The 24,204-nt window shown below is 60.3% G+C and carries 20 protein-coding genes; 9 read left to right on the top strand and 11 right to left on the bottom strand.

Translation table 11 applies throughout. From position 1 onward, the window contains the following. Positions 1-3 precede the first annotated feature (3 nt). Together LT42_RS19180 and ompR are read right to left on the bottom strand one after the other, a co-directional pair. Positions 4-1,317 (bottom strand): ATP-binding protein, encoded by a 1,314-nt coding sequence (locus tag LT42_RS19180; RefSeq protein ID WP_037016441.1) that lies wholly within the window; start codon positions 1,315-1,317, stop codon positions 4-6. A 167-nt stretch (positions 1,318-1,484) separates the two neighbouring features. Next, positions 1,485-2,225 (bottom strand): osmolarity response regulator transcription factor OmpR, encoded by a 741-nt coding sequence (gene ompR / locus LT42_RS19185; protein WP_037016444.1) that lies wholly within the window; start codon positions 2,223-2,225, stop codon positions 1,485-1,487. Positions 2,226-2,506: 281 nt separating this feature from the next. Here ompR and LT42_RS19190 point away from each other — a divergent pair, with 281 nt between their 5' ends. The 3 genes from LT42_RS19190 to gshA all read left to right on the top strand — a co-directional run bounded on the left by LT42_RS19190 (position 2,507) and on the right by gshA (position 6,999). Beyond that, complete coding sequence (locus LT42_RS19190) at positions 2,507-4,831, top strand: Tex family protein (protein WP_037016447.1); 2,325 nt, start codon at positions 2,507-2,509, stop codon at positions 4,829-4,831. Then, positions 4,831-5,214 (top strand): PaaI family thioesterase, encoded by a 384-nt coding sequence (locus tag LT42_RS19195; protein ID WP_037016450.1) that lies wholly within the window; start codon positions 4,831-4,833, stop codon positions 5,212-5,214. Before LT42_RS19190 ends, LT42_RS19195 begins: the two co-directional genes overlap by 1 nt. 198 nt (positions 5,215-5,412) lie before the next feature. Next, positions 5,413-6,999, top strand: a complete 1,587-nt coding sequence (gene gshA / locus LT42_RS19200) for a glutamate--cysteine ligase (protein ID WP_037016453.1) — start codon at positions 5,413-5,415, stop codon at positions 6,997-6,999. Between the two features lie 780 nt (positions 7,000-7,779). On the opposite strand, the gene argA is transcribed toward gshA, so the two are convergent. Together argA and argE are read right to left on the bottom strand one after the other, a co-directional pair. Beyond that, positions 7,780-9,078, bottom strand: a complete 1,299-nt coding sequence (gene argA, locus LT42_RS19205; protein WP_037016456.1) for an amino-acid N-acetyltransferase — start codon at positions 9,076-9,078, stop codon at positions 7,780-7,782. A 129-nt stretch (positions 9,079-9,207) separates the two neighbouring features. Continuing rightward, positions 9,208-10,356: an acetylornithine deacetylase gene (gene argE / locus LT42_RS19210; RefSeq protein ID WP_037016459.1), complete on the bottom strand. Its 1,149-nt coding sequence runs from the start codon at positions 10,354-10,356 to the stop codon at positions 9,208-9,210. A gap of 166 nt (positions 10,357-10,522) precedes the next feature. Here argE and LT42_RS19215 point away from each other — a divergent pair, with 166 nt between their 5' ends. Beyond that, positions 10,523-11,890: a CYTH domain-containing protein gene (locus tag LT42_RS19215; RefSeq protein WP_037016461.1), complete on the top strand. Its 1,368-nt coding sequence runs from the start codon at positions 10,523-10,525 to the stop codon at positions 11,888-11,890. A gap of 867 nt (positions 11,891-12,757) precedes the next feature. Here LT42_RS19215 and LT42_RS19220 read toward each other — a convergent pair. Next, entirely contained in the window at positions 12,758-13,228 is a 471-nt protein-coding gene (locus LT42_RS19220) for an Lrp/AsnC family transcriptional regulator (protein ID WP_037016463.1), read from the bottom strand. Positions 13,229-13,376: 148 nt separating this feature from the next. Between LT42_RS19220 and LT42_RS19225 the strand changes: the two genes are divergently transcribed. Further along, entirely contained in the window at positions 13,377-13,724 is a 348-nt protein-coding gene (locus tag LT42_RS19225) for a hypothetical protein (RefSeq protein WP_037016466.1), read from the top strand. A 112-nt stretch (positions 13,725-13,836) separates the two neighbouring features. After that, on the top strand, positions 13,837-15,621 hold the full coding sequence (gene tfpB, locus LT42_RS19230; protein WP_037016468.1) for a type IV pilus assembly ATPase TfpB: 1,785 nt from the start codon (positions 13,837-13,839) through the stop codon (positions 15,619-15,621). Positions 15,622-15,850: 229 nt separating this feature from the next. On the opposite strand, the gene LT42_RS19235 is transcribed toward tfpB, so the two are convergent. Both LT42_RS19235 and LT42_RS19240 read right to left on the bottom strand, forming a co-directional pair. After that, on the bottom strand, positions 15,851-16,900 hold the full coding sequence (locus LT42_RS19235; protein WP_037016470.1) for an L-idonate 5-dehydrogenase: 1,050 nt from the start codon (positions 16,898-16,900) through the stop codon (positions 15,851-15,853). A 14-nt stretch (positions 16,901-16,914) separates the two neighbouring features. After that, on the bottom strand, positions 16,915-17,685 hold the full coding sequence (locus tag LT42_RS19240; RefSeq protein ID WP_037016472.1) for a glucose 1-dehydrogenase: 771 nt from the start codon (positions 17,683-17,685) through the stop codon (positions 16,915-16,917). Between the two features lie 143 nt (positions 17,686-17,828). On the opposite strand from LT42_RS19240, the gene LT42_RS19245 reads away from it, so the two are divergent. The 3 genes from LT42_RS19245 (at position 17,829) to LT42_RS19255 (ending at position 19,613) form a co-directional block, all read left to right on the top strand. Continuing rightward, positions 17,829-18,767, top strand: coding sequence for an SPFH domain-containing protein (locus LT42_RS19245; RefSeq protein WP_037016475.1), 939 nt, complete (start codon positions 17,829-17,831; stop codon positions 18,765-18,767). A gap of 3 nt (positions 18,768-18,770) precedes the next feature. After that, a complete protein-coding gene (locus LT42_RS19250; protein WP_037016477.1) occupies positions 18,771-19,217 on the top strand; it encodes an NfeD family protein in 447 nt (148 codons plus the stop codon). A gap of 78 nt (positions 19,218-19,295) precedes the next feature. Further along, positions 19,296-19,613 (top strand): DUF2388 domain-containing protein, encoded by a 318-nt coding sequence (locus LT42_RS19255; RefSeq protein WP_037016479.1) that lies wholly within the window; start codon positions 19,296-19,298, stop codon positions 19,611-19,613. Positions 19,614-19,706: 93 nt separating this feature from the next. On the opposite strand, the gene gcvH is transcribed toward LT42_RS19255, so the two are convergent. The 4 genes from gcvH to LT42_RS19275 form a co-directional block, all read right to left on the bottom strand. After that, positions 19,707-20,090 (bottom strand): glycine cleavage system protein GcvH, encoded by a 384-nt coding sequence (gene gcvH / locus LT42_RS19260; RefSeq protein ID WP_037016482.1) that lies wholly within the window; start codon positions 20,088-20,090, stop codon positions 19,707-19,709. 66 nt (positions 20,091-20,156) lie between these two features. Further along, the gene (gene gcvT / locus LT42_RS19265; RefSeq protein WP_037016485.1) at positions 20,157-21,239 is read right to left on the bottom strand and encodes a glycine cleavage system aminomethyltransferase GcvT; all 1,083 of its coding nucleotides are present in this window, start codon (positions 21,237-21,239) and stop codon (positions 20,157-20,159) included. A gap of 154 nt (positions 21,240-21,393) precedes the next feature. After that, a complete protein-coding gene (locus LT42_RS19270) occupies positions 21,394-23,010 on the bottom strand; it encodes an ABC transporter permease (protein WP_037016487.1) in 1,617 nt (538 codons plus the stop codon). Positions 23,011-23,149: 139 nt separating this feature from the next. Further along, positions 23,150-24,151, bottom strand: coding sequence for an extracellular solute-binding protein (locus LT42_RS19275; protein WP_037016490.1), 1,002 nt, complete (start codon positions 24,149-24,151; stop codon positions 23,150-23,152). Positions 24,152-24,204 lie beyond the last annotated feature (53 nt).

The raw sequence follows: 24,204 nt of genomic DNA on the forward strand, positions 1-24,204 counted from the left end.
TGGTCAATCGGCATCTCTGGGCAGCAATAGCCCCAGCGGCAGCCGAACCCGCGCCTCCAGCCCGCCCCCCGAACGGTTACGCAGTTCGACATTGCCGCCGTGCATCGCCGCGATGCGCTTGACGATTGCCAGACCCAGCCCCGTCCCCTTGCCGCTTCTGGCGCGGTCGCCACGGATGAACGGGTTGAAAATCCCCTCCAGTTCCGATGGATCAATTCCCGCGCCGCGATCCAGCACGCTCAGCACCACGTAAGGCGCCCCGCTGTCGCCGGAGACATAGGCCGCCACTTCAACCCCGTCACCCGCATGGTGCATCGCGTTGCCGATCAGATTATTGAGCAACCGCTTCATGGATACTCGCCGCAAAGGAAACGGCGGAATGGACTCCAGGCAGAGGCGAACCTGCTCCACCGGACTGTTGTACGGCGCGACAACTTCGTGGACCAACTCGACCAGATCCACTTCCTCAACCTCCTCGTCCCGTCCGTCCCGGATGAATGCCAGGAATTGGTCGAGGATCGCGTCCATGTCTTCAATGTCGCGGACCATGCCATCCATGAACTCGTTGTTGGCGGGCATCAACTCCAGCGACAGACGCAAGCGGGTCAGCGGCGTGCGCAAGTCATGGGAAACCCCGGCCAGCATCAACTCACGCTCCTGCCCGGCCTGTTCGACATCCTCAGCCATTTGGTTAAAGGCGCGGTAGACCTCGGTCATTTCACTCGGTGTGTCTCCAACCGGCAAACGCACGCTGCGCCCCTGCCCCAACTGCCGCGCCGCGAAAACCAGCCGTTTGAGAGGTTGATTGAGCTGACTGACGAAGATCCATGCCGAGGCGGTGGAGAGCAAGCCAATCGCCAGGAACCAACCCAGCACGCTCCAGATTTTCTGTCCTCGCAACGGATGCGGATAAAGCGGCACCTTCAGCCAGCCATCGCCAAGGCTGGGCGCGCGCACCCACAACGCGGGAGGCGCATGGACACGCAGACGCACTTCAGTGTCGGCACCCAGCTCATCCTGCATCTGTCGCTGATAGATTTCGGAGTAAGGCCAATGCTGCTCGCCCTCTGGCACCCCGCCGCCTACGACACGGATCAGCCCGGCAGCGTCGGCGATGGTCTGCCGGTCACTCTCATCGGCTGCCCAGTAAGCCCGCAAAGTGAGTGCAACGCCGTGGCTGTATTGACGATCGACCAGGACGTCTTCATTCATCAACAGATAAACGAGCGTCAGCGCCTTTGAAAACAGCACGACGATGAGCACCAGCCACAGGGTGCGAGAGAAAAAGCTTTGCGGGAACCAGACCGGTGTCTTCATAACAGCTGCTACACACTTTGCGAGAAGCGAGCCGGGCTCGCGAATTTGCGGAACACATGACACAGCAAAAACCAGTCACGTCGATGATCGCTTTGGCGAACACCGAGGTGACTGGCTAACGTAGGCGGGCGTGAGGCAAGCCCGGCAGATTATCGTCGAATTTGCTGTTACTGCTTGTTGGCGCCGTCTGGTACGAACACATAACCCACTCCCCAGACGGTCTGGATGTAACGCGGCTTGGCAGCGTCCACTTCAATCAGACGGCGCAGACGCGAAATCTGGACGTCGATTGAACGTTCCAGAGCGTCCCACTCACGCCCACGGGCGAGGTTCATGAGTTTGTCGCGAGTCAGTGGCTCCCGGGCGTGCATGACCAATGCCTTCAGCACGGCGAATTCACCGGTGGTCAGCATGTGCACTTCATCGCCGCGCTTGAGCTCGCGAGTCGCGAGCGACAGTGCGTAGTCGCCAAAGGTGACGGTTTCGTCTTCGCTGGCGGGTGCGCCAGGTACCGGTGCGGACTGACGGCGAAGCACTGCGCGAACGCGGGCCATCAGCTCGTCGGGGTTGAAGGGTTTGGCCAGATAGTCATCGGCGCCGAGCTCAAGTCCCTTGATGCGGCTCAGCTCGTCGCCCTTGGCAGTCAGCATGATGATGGGCACTTGATTGTTCGCGGCGCGCAAGCGGCGGCAGGCGGAAAGACCGTCTTCGCCCGGCAGCATCAAGTCCAGTACCACGAGGTGGAACACTTCGCGTGCCAGCAGCCGGTCCATTTGCTCCACGTTGGGCACAGCCCGGGCGCGGTAGCCCTTGCTGTTGAAAAAGCGTTCTAGCAGGCTGCTCAAGCCCGGGTCATCGTCAACGATGAGGATTTTCTCGCCTTCAGCCGTTTGTGCAGTGCTGCTCATTGGGAAGCTCCTTTGATCTCGGCGCGCATTATGGCGTAGCTGCAGTTATGCGCACCGTGTGCATTGTTAGCAGATTTTTCCTGAATCCACATGAGTGCTTTTGCCGAGTGTTTTGCGCTGGATTCACGCTGTCCGCGCTGGCTCAAACCGTCGTCTCGACGGGTCAATCCCCTATTCAGGACGCACTGGGTATAATGCGCCGCCTTCAAAGTCAGGCAACGCTCGCTCAAGGCGGTTCGCCAGCAGCTGATTTTATGCACACACATTTGCCAGGTGGTTTTATGGACAGTATCAACAGCCGCATCGCCGAGGAACTCGGCGTCCGCCCGCAACAGGTCGAAGCGGCCGTCGCGCTACTGGATGAAGGCTCAACCGTGCCCTTCATCGCTCGCTACCGTAAGGAAGTCACAGGCAGCCTCGATGACACGCAACTGCGTCATCTGGAAGAGCGCCTGCGTTACCTGCGCGAGCTCGACGACCGCCGCGTCAGCATCCTTGCCAGCATCGAGGAGCAAGGCAAGCTGACCCCTGAGCTGGCCCGCGACATCAAGCTTGCCGACACCAAAACGCGCCTTGAAGATTTGTACCTGCCGTATAAGCAGAAGCGCCGCACCAAAGGGCAGATCGCCCTGGAAGCCGGTTTGGGCGAGCTGGCGGACGGGCTTTTCAACAACCCCGACCAGACGCCGGAGACTGAAGCCACGCGCTTCGTCGATGCCGAAAAAGGCTTTGCCGACGTCAAGGCCGTGCTTGATGGCGCCAAATACATCCTGATGGAACGTTTTGCTGAAGACGCCACGCTGCTTGAAAAGCTGCGCAGCTTCCTCAAGCACGAAGCCGTGATCAGCGCTCGAGTGGTGCCAGGCAAGGAAGAGGAAGGCGCCAAGTTTCGCGATTATTTCGAACACGACGAACCCCTCAAAAGCATGCCTTCGCACCGCGCGCTGGCGATCTTCCGCGGTCGCAACGAGGGCGTCCTGAGCTCGGCGCTGAAGGTCGGCGAAGAGCTTCCGGGCACCCTGCATCCGTGCGAGATGATGATCAGCGAGCGCTTCGGTCTGCAGAATCGGAATCGCCCTGCGGATAAATGGCTGGCCGAAGTCGTGCGCTGGACCTGGAAGGTCAAGTTGTACTCCAGCATGGAGACAGACCTGCTCGGCGAGCTGCGTGAAGGCGCCGAGACCGAAGCGATCAATGTATTCGCTCACAACTTGCACGACCTGCTGCTGGCCGCACCGGCGGGGCCGCGCGCCACACTGGGCCTTGACCCGGGCCTGCGTACCGGCTGCAAGGTCGCCGTGGTCGACAGCACCGGCAAGCTGCTGGACTACGCGACGGTTTATCCGCACGTACCGAAAAACCAGTGGGACCAGACCATCGCCGTGCTCGCCGCACTCTGCGCCAAGCATTCGGTGGACCTGATCGCGATCGGCAACGGCACGGCCAGCCGTGAGACCGACAAGCTGGCAGGCGATCTGATCAAAAAGTATCCAGGCTTGAAGATGACCAAAGTCATGGTTTCTGAGGCCGGCGCTTCGGTTTACTCGGCATCCGAGCTGGCGTCCAAAGAATTCCCGGACCTTGATGTTTCCATTCGGGGTGCTGTTTCCATTGCCCGGCGGTTGCAGGACCCACTGGCCGAGCTGGTGAAGATTGACCCCAAATCCATCGGCGTCGGCCAATATCAGCACGACGTTTCTCAGCTCAAACTGGCCCGCGGCCTTGACGCCGTTGTGGAAGATTGTGTGAACGCTGTGGGCGTTGATGTGAACACCGCCTCCGTCGCCTTGCTGGCGAGGATTTCGGGCTTGAACACCACGCTGGCACAGAACATCGTTTCCCACCGCGACCAGAACGGCGCGTTCAAAACCCGCGCGGCGTTGAAGAAGGTGCCGCGTCTGGGCGAAAAAACCTTTGAACAGGCCGCAGGTTTTCTGCGCGTCATGAATGGCGACAACCCGCTGGACTCGTCGGCCGTTCACCCTGAGGCATATCCGCTGGTGCAGCGCATTGCGGCCCAGACCGATCGCGACATCCGCTCGCTGATCGGTGATGCCGGGTTCCTGAAGCGCCTGGATCCAAAGAAATTCACGGACGAAACCTTCGGTCTTCCCACCGTGACCGACATCCTTCAAGAGCTGGAAAAACCGGGGCGAGATCCGCGTCCGGAGTTCAAGACCGCTGAATTTCAGGACGGTGTCGAGGACCTCAAGGACCTCCAGCCGGGCATGATTCTGGAAGGCGTGGTCACCAACGTCACCAACTTCGGTGCATTTGTCGATATCGGTGTCCATCAGGACGGTTTGGTGCATATCTCTGCGCTTTCGGAGAAGTTCATCAAGGACCCTCGCGAAGCGGTAAAAGCGGGCGATGTGGTGAAGGTCAAGGTGATGGAGGTGGATATTCCGCGCAAGCGCGTCGGTCTGTCGATGCGCATGAGCGATACCCCCGGAGAGAAAGTCGATGGTGCTCGCGGCGCCCGTCCCGGCGCGGCTCCGCGCCAACAGCAGAGCAGTGCCCCGCGAAAGGAAACCGCTGCGGCAGCACCGAGCAATAATGCGATGGCTTCGCTGTTCGCCAACGCCAAGCAGTTGAAGAAACGCTAATGGACATCCCGGACGAATTGACCCAGAGCGCCTATTTCAAGACGCTCGGTTGCCGCGTGGTGCAGTTGGATGAAGGTGTCGCTGTGGTGGCGCTGCCACTGGAACCGCACCTGCGCAATCGCGGTAACGTCATGCACGGGGGCGCGTTGTTCAGCCTGGTCGACATCGCCATGGGGCTGGCTTGTTCCAGTTCTCACGGCTTCGATAAGCAAAGCGTCACGGTAGAGTGCAAAATCAACTACATGCGCGCCGTGGCCGACGGCGAAGTCATCTGCACCAGCACTGTGCTGCATGCCGGACGGCGGACGCTGGTGGTCGAGGCCGATGTTCGGCAGCACGACAAGCTTGTTGCCAAAGCGCAGGGCACGTTCGCGATCGTCTAGCTGTCCGATGGCGTTATGAGTTAGTTTCGGCACTGTTAAGCAGTGTCGAAATTTTCTGATTTCCTTATCAGGAACAATCAGCGACGGGCATCGGCGTTAGGGCCATCGACGAGGCGAAAACGCCAGTTCCTTTCTTCACCCTTGTAGACCGCCATATCGCCCCCATATAGGGCCGACTGACGCGTGAAGGATTCCAACTTGAGCGAACTTCTCAACCGCCGCCTGACCTTGCTTGGCGAGCACTCCAATCTCTCTCTTCTGGAGAAGTGCTTGCATGGCATCGAGCGTGAATGCCTGCGCGTTACGGGCGAAGGCCGTCTGGCGCAAACTCCGCACCCGGAAGCGCTCGGTGCCGCGTTGACCAACGAGCAAATCACTACTGACTACTCCGAGTCGCTGCTGGAGTTCATCACTCCGGCATTGTCCAACCCGGCCGATACGCTCGACAGCCTGGACAAGATCCATCGCTTTGCCTACAGCAAGCTGGGCAGCGAATACATCTGGAGCCCTTCGATGCCGTGTCCGTTGCCGGCCGAAGCTGATATCCCGATTGCCTATTACGGCACGTCCAATATCGGCAAGCTCAAGTACGTCTATCGTCAGGGCCTCGCACTGCGCTACGGCAAAACCATGCAGTGCATCGCAGGCATTCATTACAACTTTTCGCTGCCTGAGGCCATCTGGCCGGTCCTGCGGCAGGACGCGAACTTTGACGGCGACGACCGCGACTTCCAATCCGAGAGCTACATTGGGCTGATCCGCAACTTCCGTCGCTACAGCTGGCTGCTCATGTACCTGTTCGGCGCATCGCCGGCCCTGGACGCCAGTTTCCTGCGCGGCCGCTCGCACCAGCTTGAGCAGTTCGACGCCGAGACGCTTTATCTGCCGTATGCCACCAGCCTGCGGATGAGCGATCTGGGTTATCAGAGCAATGCCCAGGCGGACTTGACGCCTTGCTACAACGACTTGCTGACCTACACCGACAGCCTTCGCCGTGCGGTGGCGACGCCTTACGCGCCTTACGTCGAAATCGGCACGCACAAGGATGGCGAGTGGATTCAGCTCAACACGAACGTGCTGCAGATCGAAAACGAGTACTACTCGACGATCCGCCCGAAACGCGTCACCTATTCCGGCGAGCGCCCTATTCAGGCGCTGGTCGCGCGCGGCGTGCAGTACGTGGAAGTCCGCTGCCTGGACATCAATCCGTTCCTGCCAGTGGGCATAGACCTTCAGCAGTCACGTTTCATTGATGCGTTCATCCTGTACTGCGCGCTGCACGACAGCCCGCAACTGGCGAATAACGAATGTGGGAACGCCAGTTCGAACTTCCTGACCGTGGTCAAGGAAGGTCGCCGCCCGGGGCTGCAACTGAGCCGTAACGATACGACGGTTGACTTGAAAGCCTGGGCCAACGAGATGCTGGACACCATCCGGCCGATCTGTGAATTGCTTGATGCGAGCCATGGCACGAATGAGCACATCAAATCGCTGGAGGTTCAGCGGGCGAAGGTTGCGGACGCCTCACTCACACCGTCTGCGCAAGTCCTCGCCGCCATGACCGAGCACAAGGAGGGCTTCACCGCCTTTTCCCTTCGCCAGTCACAGGTCCACGCCGAAGACTTCCGCAGCCGTCCGCTGAGTGCCGAAGAGCAGAGCCGCTTCGAAACCACGGCACGTGATTCACTGGCCGCGCAAGCGGAACTGGAGCAGACCGAGGAAAAGGTGGATTTTGATACGTTCGTGGGTGCGTATCAGGCGAGCATTCTGGCAATCAGTAACTGACCGGCAGGGCGTCGTGTCATCAACTGACACGACGCCATTGAACCTGTTGAGAGCCGGCTTGCTGGCGAAAGCGTCGGGTCAGTCACTCTCTTTTTTTCTGAACTACCACGTTCGCCAGCAAGCCGGCTCCTACGGGCGAGTGCGTGGGCGCCATTTGATATCCGGCGTGAGCGCTCGGTGCAGGCTGACGTCGCCTTCTGCCACGACCCTATCCGAGTGTAGGAGCGGCGCAAGGCTTGAAGCCGGCGGAAACGCTCACTCCCCGCTGACTTCATCTTCTGACACGACTCGATCCAGGTGTAGGAGCGCGCTTGCCCGCGAATGGTTTTCGGCAACAACATCAGCGTCGCCTGACACACCGATATCGCGGGCAAGCGCGCTCCTAGAATAGAAAAGCGGCGTCAGGCTTGAAGCCGGCGGAATCGCTCAGTCCCCGCTGACTTCACCTTCTGCCACCACACCGCCCGGGTGTAGGAGCGCGCTTGCCCGCGAATGGATTTCGGCAACGACATCGGCGTCGGCTGACACACCGATATCGCGGGCAAGCGCGCTCCTACAATAGAAAAGCGGCGCAAGGCTGGAAGCCGGCGGAAACGCTCACTCCCCGCTGACTTCATCTTCTGACACAACTCGATCCAGGTGTAGGAGCGCGCTTGCCCGCGAATGGTTTTCGGCAACGACATCGGCGTCGGCTGACACACCGATATCGCGGGCAAGCGCGCTCCTACAATAGAAAAGCGGCGTCAGGCTTGAAGCCGATGTGAGGCCTTCATCGCCCGGTTATATCGCTTTCTCGAAGATCTTCGAATTGCGCTGGTAGTTGTACAGCGATGCCCGTGCGCTGGGCAGACGATCGACACTGCTTGGCTCGAAGCCGCGCTCCTGAAACCAGTGCGCCGTGCGAGTGGTAAGCACGAACAGGGTTTTCAGGCCGATCGCCCGGGCGCGCTCTTCAATGCGCTCGAGCAACTCGTCGCCGCGCCCGCCGTGACGGTATTCAGGGTTTACCGCCAGACACGCCAACTCGCCCGCCTCGGAGTCGGCGATGGGGTACAGCGCAGCGCAGGCGATAATCAGCCCTTCTCGCTCGACCACGCTGAACTGCTCGATCTCACGCTCCAGCACTTCACGCGAGCGGCGCACCAAGATGCCCTGCTCCTCCAGCGGCGTGATCAGGTCAATAAGCCCACCAACGTCGCCGATGGACGCTTCACGCACCAGCTCGAATTGCTCCTGCGCCACCAACGTCCCGCCGCCTGCACGGGTGAACAGTTCGGACAGCAGCGCGCCGTCTTCGGCATAGCTGACGATGTGGCTGCGCGCGACCCCGCCGCGACAGGCCTGCGCCGCCGCATCCAGCAGCTCGGCCTGGTAATTGCTGCCCAGGCGTTGAAGGTGCGCGGGCACTTGCTGTGGGCGCAGTTCACGTACCAGACGGCCCTGCTCGTCCAGCAGGCCTGATTCGGCGCCGAACAACAGCAGTTTTTCTGCGCCCAGATCGACCGCCGCGCGGGTCGCGACGTCCTCACAGGCCAGATTGAAGATTTCACCCGTGGGCGAGTAGCCCAACGGCGATAGCAGCACAATGGAGCGCTCATCGAGCAGTCGGCTGATACCTTTGCGGTCGATGCGGCGGACTTCGCCGGTGTGCTGAAAATCAACACCTTCGAGCACGCCAATCGGGCGCGCCGTGACGAAATTGCCCCCTGTGACGCGCAAGCGAGAACCCTGCATGGGCGAAGCAGCCATGTCCATCGACAGGCGCGCCTCAATGGCGACTCTAAGCGCCCCGACCGCGTCGATCACACACTCAAGCGTCGCGAAGTCGGTCACGCGCATATCGTGATGGAAGTGCGGCGTCAGACCGCGCGCCTGCAGTCGGCTCTCGATCTGCGGACGCGAACCGTGCACCAGCACCAGACGAACGCCAAGGCTGTGCAGCAACACAAGGTCATGGACGATATTGCCGAAGTTCGGGTGCTCGACGCCGTCGCCCGGCAGCATGACGACAAAGGTGCAATCCCGGTGGGCATTGATGTAGGGAGAAGCGTGGCGGAGCCAATTAACGTAATCGGGCATATCCGAAAGGAGCCTGTGGTAGATGGACGAAGGGTGAAAACACTCAAGACGGCATGAGCTTTATCGTCGGAACAGGCATCGCAACACGCGTACTCTCCTTTTTCGGGTATTTCGGGGGTAGTCGCCGACTCACGCAGGCGTCAGACAATAGTGTTCGATCAACTGACGTAACAGACGCACTGTAGGCTGCAAACGTGACATTTCAAGATACTCACCTGGCTGGTGCGCGCAGGCAATGTCACCTGGACCCAGCACGATGGTTTCGCAACCAAGGCGCTGAAGATAAGGCGCTTCGGTGCCAAATGCCACTGCTTCGGCCGTATGACCGGTCAGACGCTCGGCGATTCGCACCAGTTCCGCATCGGCACTTTCTTCAAACGGGGACACTTCCGAGAACAGCGGCGCGTAATCGATCTGTACCTGATGCAGTTCGGCAACGGGGTGCAGTTTCTGCCTGATGGCGTCGCGCAGCACGTCGGGGTCCATGCCCGGCAGCGGGCGCAGGTCGAACTCCAGCGAGCACTGCCCGCAGATCCGGTTTGGGTTGTCGCCTCCATGGATGCAGCCGAAGTTCAGGGTCGGTTGCGGCACGCTGAACTGCGGATTGCGGTATTGCTCCTGCCACTGGCGACGCAGGCCTTTGAGCTCGCCAATGGCGTCGTACATGGCTTCAAGCGCGCTGCGCCCCAGGCTTGGGTCGGAAGAGTGACCGCTGCGGCCAAGAATTTCGATGCGCTCCATCATCACGCCCTTGTGCAGACGAACCGGCTTGAGACGAGTCGGCTCGCCAATGACTGCCGCGCGCCCGAGCACGCCACCTGCGGCAGCCAAGGCCTTTGCGCCCGCCATCGAGCTTTCCTCATCGCAGGTAGCGAGGATGATCAGCGGTTGTTTGAACGGCTGGTCGAGCAAAGGCCGCAACGCCTCGATGGCCAGCGCGAAGAACCCTTTCATGTCGCAGCTGCCCAGTCCTACCCAGTTGCCGTCGACCTCGGTCAGCTTCAGCGGATCGGTTTTCCACAACGCATCGTCGTAGGGGACCGTATCGCTGTGCCCGGCCAGCACCAACCCGCCGGGGCCGGTGCCAAACGTCGCGACCAGATTGAACTTGCCGGGGCTTACCTGCTGGATGTCACAGGCAAAGCCAAGATCACCCAGCCACCCTGCCAGCAAATCAATAACGGCGCGATTGGACAGGTCGAGCGCCGGCTGCGTGCAGCTTACGGACGGAGCGGCGATCAGGGCGGCGAACTGGTCTTTCAGGGACGGCAACGGCATAGGCGACTCCGGTGATGGGGTGCTACGTGCGAGCCATCATAGGTCGATTCGGCCGCATGAATAAACTGTGTCGGTTGATGTCCTGTACACTGCACGGCCCACGCAGCTGTGTCGATTCCGGCTGTGTCCCCTGTTATCAGCGATAGAGCGTTTGGATTCTCCGGCCATGCACAAAGAAACCGAAATCAAACTCCGCGTCAGCCGCGAAACCCTCATAGCCCTGCGCGAGCACCCGCTGCTGAAGAAGCGCAACAAGAGCGGCTGGGAGCGGCTTGAGCTGTTCAATCAGTACTTCGACACCCCTGAGCGTGAGCTGGCCCAGGCCAAGGTTGCGCTACGCCTGCGCCGTGACGGCGACGCGATCATTCAGACCCTGAAAACCCGCGGCCAGAGCATGGCGGGTCTGTCCGAACGTAACGAGTACAACTGGGACGTGCCCAAAGCCAAGCTCGATCTGAAGAAGCTCGACGGCGAATGCTGGCCGGAGCAATTGGCGGACCTGGATAAGAAAACCATCAAGCCGCTGTTCACCACTGATTTTGTCCGCGAAAAGGCAGAAATTGCCTGGGGCCGTGGCAAGTCCAAAGTGGTGATCGAGGCCGCACTGGATCTGGGCAAGGTGATCGCGGGCAAGCAGCAGGAAGAAATTTGCGAACTGGAATTAGAGCTGCGCGAAGGTGATCCCGCCGCGCTGCTGGAACTCGCTGCTGAGCTGGCCGAGAAACTGCCGCTAATGCCATGCGATATCAGCAAAGCCGAGCGTGGCTATCGTCTGTTCGACGCCGGCAGCTACTCAATCAAACTGCCGGCGCCTGAACTGCATGGTGAAATGTCGGTGGACGACGCTTTCAGCGCCATCGCCTGGTTTCTGCTCGGCAGCAGCCAGCGTCTGGCCGAGCAGTACCGTTTCAACGGTCACTGGAGCCTGTTGCAGGAATGGGTTGAAGTGCTTGCCGAGCTGCGTGCCCTGGCTGGCAGCCTCGGTCAGGCCGCTCCGCGCGCGACAACCCACGATCTGCGCGCGGCGCTGGACGCTTTGCTGGAAGACTGGCGCACGCTAGTGCTGGCCGGTCAGGAAGATGGCGACGTCCGTGCCGCCGCGCATGAGCAGTTCATCGAAGAGCTGCAGGACACTCGCTGGGGCCTGTTCTCGCTGACCACTTCGCGCTGGCTGATGGAACGCAGCTGGACGGTCGAGCGCAATAACCGTGGCAATCGTCAGGGCCACGCGATGCTCAGCAGCTGGGTGCCGCGTTTCCTGGGCGATGAGGCGACTGCGCTGAATCTGCCGCGCTACCAACAGCAACCTGAAGACCTCGCCGAACAGTTGCCACGTATTGAGCGGCTTCAGGTATGGCTGCATTACGCCCGTCAGGCGCTCGACTTGCCTGAGCTGGACCGGTTGTATGGCGAGCTGAACAAGCTTGAGCAACTGGCGCACCTCGATATCACGGATGAAATTCTGGATGCCCGGGTGCAGCAAACCATCACCGTGCTGCAAAGCCGGGCATGGAAGACGCTGTTGAAGTTGTAATCCGCGTTCGGCAGGACCCGCTGCTGCTGGTTCAGTGGGACCTGCTCTAGCCGGGAAGAGGCGACAGCACTCTCATTTTTGCAGTGGACCTACCGACGCCTTCCCGGCTAAAGCCGGTCCCACTGACAACATACTGTGTACCCGTAGGACCGGCTTCAGCCGGGAAGAGGCCAGCGACAGCACTCTCATTTTTGCAGTGGGCCTACCGACGCCTTCCCGGCTAAAGCCGGTCCCACTAACAACATACTGTGTACCCGTAGGACCGGCCTCAGCCGGGAAGAGGCCAGCGGCAGCACTCTCATTTTTGCAGTGTGCCTGCCGAAGCCTTCCCGGCTAAAGCCGGTCCCACTGACAACATACTGTGTACCCGTAGGACCGGCTTCAGCCGGGAAGAGGCCAGCGGCAGCACTCTCAATTTGCAGTGTGCCTACCGAAGCCTTCCCGGCTAAAGCCGGTCCCACTAACAACATACTGTGTACCCGTAGGACCGGCTTCAGCCGGGAAGAAGCCAGCGACAGCACTCTCAATTTACAGTGTGCCTACCGAAGCCTTCCCGGCTAAAGCCGGTCCCACTGACAACATACTGTGTACCCGTAGGACCGGCTTCAGCCGGGAAGAGGCCAGCGGCAACACTCTCAATTTGCAGTGTGCCTACCGAAGCCTTCCCGGCTAAAGCCGGTCCCACCAACAACATACTGTGTACCCGTAGGACCGGCTTCAGCCGGGAAGAGGCCAGCGACAGCACTCTCAATTTACAGTGTGCCTACCGACGCCTTCCCGGCTAAAGCCGGTCCCACTGACAACATACGGTCCCACTAGCGAACGCGATCCATCAGTGAGGCTGGCTACAGCCGGGAAAGGCGACAGCTATCTCACAATCGGCAAGCTTGTCGTCGATTTGATCTCCGACAGCGCCACAGTCGAGTTCACCTCCTGTATCCCCGGCACCAGCGAAAGCTTTTCGAAGAAGAATCGCTCGTAAGCTTCGATGTCCGGCGTAACGATGCGCAGCAAGAAGTCCACTGAGCCCATCAACACATAACACTCCAGCACCTCGGGAAATCCGCGGATCGCATCGGTGAACTCGGTGAAGTTGGACCGACCGTGAGCGTTGAGCTTCACCTCGGCGAAAATCTGCGTGTTGAGCCCGATTTTTTTGCGATCGAGCAGCGTGACCTGACGCCTGATCACCCCTTCATCTTTCAACCGCTGGATCCGTCGCCAGCAGGGCGATTGCGACAGGCCTACCTGCTCGGCAATTTGCGCGCTCGACAACGACGCATCCTCCTGCAGCAGTGCCAGAATTTTTCGATCGTAGCCATCCAGCTCTGTCTGCATAGCTGAGTCTCCAAAGCCAGATTGGTCACATAAACAAGTCTTTTTCGGCGCGATACAGCATATCTTCGATCAGAAATTTCTGCTGGAGCATGTAAAACTTTCTTTCATCCGCCGTCACTGCAACGGTACGTTTGCCAGGAGATCTTGCATGCCGCATTTTGAAGCCTTCCACCCTGCCCCACTGCGTCACGATGCCTGGTCGGTAAGTAACGCTCACTGCGTGTCGCGCTTTGAAATTCTTGCCGAGGCCGAAGCCGATGTGCTCTGCCGGCTGCTTAATCTTTTTGCAATGCAGTACCTCATACCCCGCCAGGTTTCAGTGCTGCAACAGGAAGACATGTTGATGGTGAGTGTTGAAGTGGGGGGCATGACATGGCACCGGGCGCAGGTCATTGGTGAAAAAATGCGCAACTTGGTCAGCGTATGCTCGGTCGAACTGGAACCGATAGGCGATTTGCACGTCGTAACCGAGGCCGTCTCACTCGCTGCCAGTTGAGTGCTCCGAAAATATTGGCAATGCTTCACTACCGGCAGGGCACCGCAACTGGCACGCTTGGGACTACTCTTGCTCATCACCGAAGTAAGCCGTCTCGCCCGAAGGAGCCCGCATGTCCGTCCTCGCCTCATCATCTCAGGACCGCTGGCTGGATCTGAACGAAGTACTGCGCGATCTCGTCGCGCAGGGTTACCTCGATCAGGACAATGCCGAATATGCGCTCACCCTGCGCCGAGCTGCGCAGAACCTCCACGCCCATCCGCTCGAACTCATTGCCAACCAGCAGTTCGATAACCACAAGCGGCCCGGCAAGAAACTCGATCTTGAAACCCTGACCGCCTGGCTGGCCGAGCAAGCCGGGCAGCCGTATTTGCGTATTGACCCGCTGAAGATCAACGTCGCTGCCGTCACACCGTTGATGTCCTACGCCTTCGCCCAGCGCCACAAGATTCTCGCGGTGGATGTTGATCGCGATGCGGTCACTATCGCCAGCGCACAGCCCTACGTGCATGCGTGGGAAGCCGACCTGACCCACGTGCTGAAAATGCCGATCAAACGGGTCGTCGCCAATCCCGTCGACGTGCAGAAACTGGCCGTCGAGTTTTATCGGTTGGCAAAATCGGTCAGCGGCGCAAGCGCCAGCGACCAAAAAGTCAGCAACATGGGCAACTTTGAACAGTTGCTCAAGCTCGGCGCCAGCGATCAGGAACCCGATGCGAACGACGCGCACATCGTCAATATCGTCGACTGGCTCTTTCAGTACGCCTATCAGCAGCGCGCCAGTGACATTCACATCGAGCCTCGTCGTGAAGCGGGAACGGTGCGGTTCCGCATCGACGGCGTGCTGCACAACGTCTATCAATTCCCGCCGCAGGTCGCGATGGCGGTTACCAGCCGCCTGAAGAGTCTGGGCCGCATGAACGTGGCCGAGAAGCGCAAGCCACAAGATGGCCGTGTGAAGACCAAAACGCCTGACGGCGGCGAAGTGGAACTGCGACTATCGACGCTGCCTACCGCGTTTGGCGAAAAGATGGTTATGCGGATCTTCGACCCGGAAGTACTGCTCAAAGACTTCGATCAGTTGGGATTCTCCGGCGATGACCTCCGCCGCTGGGAAGGCATGACCCGCCAGCCCAACGGCATCATTCTGGTGACAGGACCGACCGGTTCCGGCAAAACCACCACGTTGTACACGACGCTGAAAAAGCTGGCGACATCGGAGGTGAACCTCTGCACCATCGAGGACCCGATTGAAATGGTCGAGCCCGCGTTTAACCAGATGCAGGTCCAGCACAACATTGATCTGAACTTTGCCAGCGGCGTGCGGGCACTGATGCGGCAGGACCCTGACATCATCATGATCGGCGAGATTCGCGATCTGGAAACAGCAGAAATGGCCATCCAGGCCGCGCTCACGGGTCACTTGGTGCTTTCGACCCTGCACACCAACGACGCACCCAGCGCGGTCAGTCGCTTGCTCGAATTGGGTGTGCCGCATTACCTGCTTAAAGCGACGATTCTCGGCGTAATGGCACAGCGGCTGGTGCGTACGCTTTGCCCGCACTGCAAGGCGCCGATCGAGATGGATGAGGCTGACTGGCAGACCCTGACACGCCCGTGGCAGGCGCCTGTGCCGAGTGGCGCGCATCGGGCGGTCGGCTGCGCCGAATGCCGCGACACAGGGTATCGCGGCCGCGCCGGGGTCTACGAAATCATGCTGATGTCAGACGCCGTCAAATCGCTGATTTCAGCCGACCTGGACCTGACGGCATTGCGTCGACAGGGATTCAAGGACGGCATGCGCAGCCTGCGGTTGTCTGGCGCGCAAAAGGTCGCAGCAGGGCTAACGACGGTGGAAGAAGTGCTGCGCGTAACGCCACAGAGCGAGCAGCGCTAGCCACCCTAAGCGCGCTTGCCAGCAAACCCGTCAAAAGGGTCGCCGCCACGTTGGCTGGCACGCCGCAATCACTGTAGGAGCCGGCTTGCTGGCGAACGAGATGGGGCAGTGGCATAAGGGCGCCTGACGCAACACCTTCGCGGGCAAGCGCGCTCCTACAGGGCGCTGGCCCGGTAATGCCGAAATGGCCTGGGCCCGCAGTGCCACACCAGCCCGATTGCTTACTCCGTCAGACGTCTGCAACGCCGAAGTCCAGCACCACTTTCATCGCCCGTTGCTTGTCTCCCGCCAGCTCGAACGCTTGAACGGCATCTTCGAAGGCAACGGTGTGGGAGATCACCGGCGTGACATCGATCACCTTGCGGTTAAGCAAATCCACGGCCTGAGCGAATTCGGCATGGAAGCGGAAGGTGCCGCGCAGATCGATTTCCTTGCCCACCACTAGATTCAGGGGAATCGCCACGTCCCCGCCGAGCCCGACGGTCACCACGATTCCGCGAGGACGCATACAGGTCAGACCGTTACCCAGCGCCTGAGCGCTGCCGGACGCTTCGAACATCACATCGAAATAACCCTTATCGGCGGTATAGCGAGCCAGCGCCTGCGGCTCGTCACGCAGGTTATGCGTCTCGCTGGCGCCCATGCGACGGGCACAAGCCAGCGCGCTGTCGCTCAGGTCCGCAGCCACGATCTGCAGCGCACCTGCCGCGCGCAGGCTGCCGATCAGCAAATTGCCGATCGGGCCACAACCGGTCACCAACACGCGCTTGCCGAATACCCCGCCGGCACGCTGGATTGCATGGAGCCCCACCGACAGCGGTTCGGCCAGCGCGCCTTCCGCCAGCGTTGTACTGGGCGCCAGCAAATGGGCCTGGCTTGACTCGATCACTAGTCGTTCACGAAACGCGCCCTGGATGTGAGGGAAAGGCATCGCGCTGCCGTAAAACCGCATGTCAAGGCAGTGATTGGGCAGGCCCTCATGACAGTATTTGCAGTCACCGCACGGTCGTGACGGCGAGACAGAAACCCGTTGTCCAACGCTGAACGTGCCGTTCGCATCCGCGACTTCCTCAATGACCGCCGAGATTTCATGGCCGAGGACCATCGGCTCTTTCAGTCGAACCGCACCGAAACCGCCGTGCTGGTAGTAATGCAGGTCCGAGCCGCAGATACCGCCGCGAGCGACGCGTACACGCAGCTGACCGCTGACCAGCGGCAGTGCGTCGTCGGCAGGCTCGACGCGCAGATCTTTCGCGGCGTGGCAGACAATCGATTGCATGAGCGTTCTCCGTATCACAACGAGGCCGTAATGGCACCGTCGACGTAAAGGATGTGGCCGTTGACGAAGCTTGCTGCGTCCGATGCCAGAAACACCGCAGCGCCCGCCAGCTCTGACACGTCGCCCCAGCGACGACTCGGCGTGCGCTGCACCAGCCAGTCGCTGAATTCGGCATTGGCCACCAGCGCAGCATTCAGCTCGGTTTTGAAATACCCCGGACCGATGCCGTTGACGTTAAGACCCAGCGGGCCCCAGTCTATCGCCATCCCCTTGGTCAGCATTTTCAACGCGCCTTTGCTTGCCGTGTACGGCGCAATCCCCGGGCGGCCCAGCTCGCTCTGCACGGAGCAGATGTTAATAATCCGCCCGCGTCCACGCACAATCATGCAGCGGGCAACGGCCTGACCGACAAAGAAAGCGCTGTCCAGGTTGGCGCGCATCAGCTCGTGCCAGTCTGCTTCCTGGAAGTCGGCCAGTGGCCCGCGCCTTTGTATGCCCGCGTTGTTGACCAGAATCTCCAGCGCCCCGACGCGCTGCTCGATTGCCTGAACCGCAGCGGCAACCGCCGCGCTGTCGGTCACGTCAAAGGCTTGGGTATGAACGACGTGCCCCTCGTTCGCGAGGGTCTGCGCCGCTGCTTGCAGCGTCTGTTCATTACGACCATTCAGCACCACGGTGGCGCCGGCTTCGGCCAGGCCGCGGGCGATCGCCAGGCCAATACCGGCGCTGGAACCGGTTATCAACGCTACCCTGCCGTCGAGGCGAAAACTATCCAGAACAGCCATGACGCTCTCCTATGGTGTGTATTGCTCAAGGCTCAGCTGCTGCGCGAACCGTGCTGCCAGTGGTACAACAGAATCTCGCCGCGCAGATCCAATTACCCTACTCTGCCCGATCGACTTCTTACCGTCACCAACAGGGATCCGTTATGCAAACCGGAAGTGTGGTTTTACTTTTTGTGGCGTTGGCCGTGGCCATCGTGTTTATGGGCTTCAAAGTGGTACCGCAGGGGTACCAGTGGACCGTTGAACGCTTCGGCCGCTACACCAACACGCTCAAGCCTGGGCTGAACATCATCGTGCCGATAGTCGACCGTATAGGCCACAAACTGAACATGATGGAGACCGTGCTCGACATCCCGCCACAGGAAGTCATCACATCGGACAACGCCACGGTGCAGATCGACGCCGTGTGTTTTTATCAAGTGGTCAACTGCGCCCAGGCCGCGTATGAGGTCAATAACCTGCAGCACGCTATTCGCAATCTGTTGCAGACCAATATCCGGACAGTACTCGGCTCGATGGAGCTGGACGCGATGCTTAGCCAGCGTGATGGCATCAACGAACGGCTGCTGCGCATCGTCGATGAGGCCACTGCGCCATGGGGCATCAAAATCACCCGGATTGAAATCAAAGACATCAGCCCGCCTGCTGATCTGATGGCGGCGATGTCGGGGCAGATGAAAGCCGAACGGATCAAACGCGCTCAAATTCTGGAGGCCGAAGGGCTACGGGCTTCGGCCATCCTCACCGCAGAGGGCAAGAAGCAGGCACAGATTCTGGAAGCCGAGGGCGAGCGTCAGGCCGCCTTCCTGGAATCCGAAGCCCGTGAACGACAGGCCGAAGCCGAGGCGCGCGCGACCCAGGTGGTTTCCGAGGCCATTGCGTCAGGCGATGTGCAGGCAATCAATTACTTCGTTGCACAGAAATACATTGATGCGCTGGGCAGGCTGGCTTCGGCCAACAACAGCAAAGTCATTCTCATGCCGCTGGAGGCCAGTCAGATGATCGGAGCCATTGGCGGTATCGGCGAGATCGTCAAAGCCACGTTCGACACGCCCAAACCTGAAGCCGGCAAGCGAGTCTGAGCCATGTGGACCTATCTGCAAGACCTGTCGTTTTGGGACTGGCTGGGGCTTGGCACGGTGCTGCTGATCCTTGAGGTGTTCGGTGCGGGCGGCTATCTGCTGTGGATCGGCGTCGCTGCAGCAGGCGTGGGCATTCTTACCTACATCCTGCCGGCGTTGAGTTGGGAAATACAGTTCGTGTCATTTGCGGTGCTTTCGGTGCTGACTGCCCTGTACTGGTGGCGCCGTCAGCGCAGCGTGCAGCGCAAGTCGGATCAGCCGGGGCTGAACATGCGCGGCTCGGAGTTGATCGGACAGACTTTCGTGGTTCAGGAGTCCATCATCAACGGGCGAGGCAAGATCAAGGTCGGCGACGGCGTCTGGATGGTCGTCGGACCGGATGCTCCGGCAGGCGACCGTGTGAGGGTGACCGCACAAGACGGCACGATTTTGCACGTGGTGGTCGTATGACTGCCAGCGCCTGGGGAACTAGACCGGGCAACGGCGTATCAAATCGTTTCAGAACAAACCAAAATCGGAGTACCCGTCATGCGTCTCAAACTTGCTGTAGCCACGTTAGCCTTGCTTTCCCTGCCGGTCGGTTCAGCGATGGCCGACGGTTTTCTGCGGGACGTCCTGTCGTCCGGTGCAACCACCGGCTCCACCTACCTGACTTTCCGTCGTCACAAGCTGATCGTTGCCGCACAAGATGACGCTGGCAGTTATTTAGCCAGCAACGGCGAAATCCGCGGCCCGTACCTGGAAGCGGCCATGGATCAGGTTCGCAAGGACAACCCGGCGCTCAAGGCATCGGATATGGACTTGGCGAACGCCATCCTGGCGAAAAACCTGGTCGCCGAACAGTAATTCTCTTTTGGGGCTCACCGGCGTTTGCTCGCCAAATCAGTCTCAACAAAAAGCCGCTCATTGGAGCGGCTTTTTTACGACTGGCCCAGCAGCTTACTCGCCAATCAGAGCCTTGTAGCCCGCTGCGTCGAGCAGCTTGCCCAGGTCGTCGGTGTTGGCTGGCTTGACCTTGAAGATCCACGATTCGTAAGGCGTGTTGTTCAGGGCTTCCGGCTCACCCGTCAGTGAGTCGTTGACTGCAACAACTTCACCCGCCACTGGCGAGTAGATGTCGGACGCAGCCTTCACGGACTCGACCACGCCTGCCTGATCGCCTGCCGCTGCGAAGACTTTGCCGACTTCCGGCAGCTCGACAAACACCACGTCGCCCAGCGCTTCCTGCGCATGATCGGAGATACCCACAACGATCAGATCACCTTCTTGCTTTGCCCACTCGTGGCTTTCAGCGAAACGCAGTTCGGCGGGAGTAGTGCTCATGTTCTTGTCCTCTCTACTTCATCAGGTCAGCGGAAAAACCCGCCAGGAATGGCTGTCAAATCTGGTTTAGATCAACGCTTTGCCGTGACGCACGAAAGCGGGTTGCACCACACGGACCGGGTACCACTTGCCGCGAATTTCCACTTCGGCACGGTCAGCGGTTGCCATCGGTACACGCGCCAGCGCGATCGACTTGCTTAGCGTAGGAGAGAAACTACCACTGGTGATCTCTCCTTCGCCAACTTCCGCTACGCGGACGACCTGATGGGCGCGCAAAACGCCCCGCTCTTCCAGGACCAGTCCTACTAATTTGGAAACAAGGCCTTGCGCGCGTTCCGCTTCAAGTGCAGCGCGCCCGATGAACTGCCTGTCTTCGGGCGCCCACGCGACAGTCCAGGCCATGTTTGAGGTCAGCGGTGAGACATGCTCGTCGATTTCCTGGCCATAGAGGTTCATCCCGGCCTCCAGACGCAGCGTATCGCGCGCGCCCAACCCGATCGGCGAAATACCGGCGCCCACCATGTCGTTGAAGAAACTGCAGGCCTCGCTGGCGGGCAGAATGATTTCCAGGCCGTCCTCACCGGTATAGCCCGTGCGGGCAATGAACCAATCGCCGTCTTGCTGGCCTTCGAATGGCCGCAGTGTATGGATGAGCGCCGTACGCTCCTGGGTGACCAGTTCGCCGATCTTCTGCCGTGCGTTGGGCCCCTGAATGGCAAGCATGGCCAGTTCCGAGCGATGCTCGACGCGCACGTCATAGCCGGCAAGGTTGGCGTTCATCCAGGCCAGGTCCTTGGCGCCGGTGGCGGCATTGACTACCAGCCGATAACCCGTCTCGGTCAGGTAGACGATCATGTCGTCGACGATGCCGCCACGGGTGTCGAGCATTGCGCTGTAAAGCGCGCGCCCAATCTGCTGCAACCTACCCACGTCGTTGGCCAGCAGACGCTGCAGCCAAGGCTGGGCCTGGCTTCCGGATATGTCGAGCACATGCATGTGCGACACGTCGAAAATCCCGCAGTCCCGGCGCACCTGATGGTGCTCCTCGACCTGGGAGCCGTAGTGCAGGGGCATATCCCAACCACCAAAATCGACCAGCTTTGCGCCAAGCGCAAGGTGCAGGTCAAAGAGGGGCGTGCGCTGTCCCATGGGTTTCTCCTTCCGGGCGTGGCGAAGACGCAGTCAATTGCAATCCCGCAAACCCCCCGAGACTTGGGGTCTGACGCTTATGCTAATTTGTGGAATTGTCTGACAGACCGAGTCGATTGCGGCGCATTGTAGCCGCAAGGTCAGCACCCCGCACCTAGCCAATCGGCCTGGCCGAACGTCTAATCAGACCGATGACCGGAAGCAACCCGACCAGCACCAATGTCAGCGCTGGCAAAGCGGCACGCGCCCACTCACCTTCGCTGGTCATTTCAAAGATGCGCACGGCCAGCGTATCCCAGCCAAACGGGCGCATGAGCAGAGTGGCGGGCATTTCCTTGAGCACATCCACGAAGACCAGCAGTGCAGCGCTCAGCGTGCCGGGGATGAGCAGCGGCAGATAAATCCTGAAAAACAATCGCGGGCCGCTAACGCCCAGACTGCGTGCAGCCTCCGGCAACGATGGGCGAATGCGCGACAAACTGTTCTCGAGCGGCCCGTACGCGACTGCAATGAACCGCACCAGATAGGCAAGCACCAGCGCCCCCAGGCTGCCCAGCAGCAGCGGCTTGCCGGCACCCCCCAGCCAGCCGGAGAGCGGCACGACCCATTCACGGTCCAGATAACTGAACGCCAGCATGATCGACACCGCCAGCACCGAACCCGGCAACGCGTAGCCGATGTTAGCGACGCTGACCCCGGAGCGAATGGCCCGAGTGGGCGCGAGGCGTCGGGCAAATACCAGAATCATCGCGACGCACACCGTGACCAGCGCAGCAATGGCCCCCAGATAAAGCGTGTGGAGAATCAGGCCGGCGTAACGCTCATCCAGATCGAAACGACCGCGTTGCCAGACCCAGACGATCAATTGCAGCAGCGGCACCACAAATGCGCAGGCGAACACCAGCCCACACCATGCACTGGCTGCAGCGGCTTTAAACCCATGCAGGTGATACAACGCTTTGACCCTTGGCCGCTCGTTGCTCGGGCGGCTCGCCCCCCGTGCTCGATGCTCGCCGTACAGGAGGACCATGACGGCCAGCAGCAGCAGGCTCGCCAGTTGCGCGGCGCTCGACAGGCTGAAGAAGCCGTACCAGGTTTTGTAGATCGCGGTAGTGAAGGTGTCGAAGTTGAACACCGAGACGGCACCGAAATCGGCAAGGGTTTCCATCAATGCAAGGGCCACGCCCGCGCCGATTGCCGGCCTTGCCATGGGCAGTGCAACACGCCAGAAGGCCTGCCACGGGGACTGGCCGAGGATGCGCGCCGCCTCCATGAGGCCTTTTCCCTGGGCCAGAAACGCAGTGCGCGCCAGTAGGTAGACGTAGGGATAGAACACCAGCACCAGCACGATGATGACGCCGCCGGTGGAGCGCACCCGCGGCAAACGCAAACCTGAGCCGAACCACTCGCGCATCAGCGTTTGCACGGGGCCTGCGAAATCCAGCAAGCCCACAAAGACGAACGCCAGCACATACGCCGGGATCGCAAAAGGCAACATCAATGCCCAATCCAGCCAGCGCCGTCCGGGGAACTCACACAGCGCTGTCAGCCATGCCAGGCTCACCCCAAGCAGTGTGACACCCAGTCCCACGCCGATGACCAGCGTGAGGGTATTGCCCAACAATCGCGGCATCTGGGTTTCCCAAAGATGGGACCAGATCTGCAGGTCGATGGTCTGCCAGGAAAGAAACAGTACGCTCAGGGGCAACAGCACCAACGCGGCGATGGTGAAAACCAGGGGATACCAGCGACGCTGGGGGGAATGGGCCAAGGACGTTACTCATGGATTTAGAGATCCCCTGCAGGAGCGCCCTGGCCCTGGTGATGACATAGCCTCGGACACCTTCATGTCATGGTCTATGGCCTTCGCGGGCAAGCGCGCTCCCTCAGACGGGGCTGCCTGGTTGCAATCAATTCCAGCCAGCGCGGTCCATCATGCGAATCGCTTCGGCCTGCCGGCGCCCGGCCACTTCAACCGGGATGGTGTCCGCCTTGAACGCGCCCCAACTGGCCACTTCTGCGGAAGGCGCGACTTTCGGGTTGGCGGGAAACTCCTGGTTGGTGCCGGCGAAGATGGTCTGGGCGTCAGGGCCGGTCATCCACTCGACCAACGCTTTGGCGGCCTCGGCATGCGGCGCGTACCGAGTCAGGCCAATACCGGAGAGATTTACATGAACCCCGCGGTCCGATTGGTTGGGCCAGAACAGGCGTACGGCCAGATCCGGATTGTCCTTGTGCAGACGACCGTAGTAGTAGGTGTTGACGATGCCAACATCGCATTGGCCGGCGTTGATGGCCTCCAGCACCGCGATGTCATCGGAAAACACGTCGGTGGAGAGGTTATTCACCCAGCCCTTGAGAATCTTCTCTGACGCTTCGGCGCCGTGGGTTTCGATCAGCGTGGCGGTGAGCGACTGGTTGTAGACCTTTTTAGCGGTACGCAGGCAAAGGCGCCCTTCCCACTGCTTGTCAGCCAGCGCTTCGTAGGTCGAAAGCTCTTCGGGTTTAACGCGATCAGTGGAGTAGGCGATGGTCCGGGCACGCAGGCTCAGGCCAGTCCAGCTGTGGGTTGAAGATCGGTACTGCGACGGAATGTTCGCGTCGATAACCGGCGAGGTGAAGGGCTGCAGGATGCCCATTTGTTCCGCTTGCCAGAGGTTGCCTGCGTCGACAGTAAGCAACAGGTCAGCGGTGGCGTTTTCCCCTTCAGCCTTGATGCGCTGCATGAGCGGCGCTTCCTTGTCGGTGATGAACTTGACCTTTACACCGGTCTTGGCGGTATAGGCATCGAACACCGGCTTGATCAGCTCGTCGATACGAGAGGAATACACCACCACTTCATCTGCGGCCTGGGCGGAGCTGCCGAGCACGGTTAATGCCAGGGCAGCCAAAAGACGCTTGCTCGCCTGCATGCAGGTTCTCCTGATTCGGGGGAAAAACGAGGCGAAATGGTAGTGAATCGCAT

Origin of the sequence: Pseudomonas lutea (assembly GCF_000759445.1) — a bacterium.
In the GTDB taxonomy this organism is placed as follows: domain Bacteria; phylum Pseudomonadota; class Gammaproteobacteria; order Pseudomonadales; family Pseudomonadaceae; genus Aquipseudomonas; species Aquipseudomonas lutea.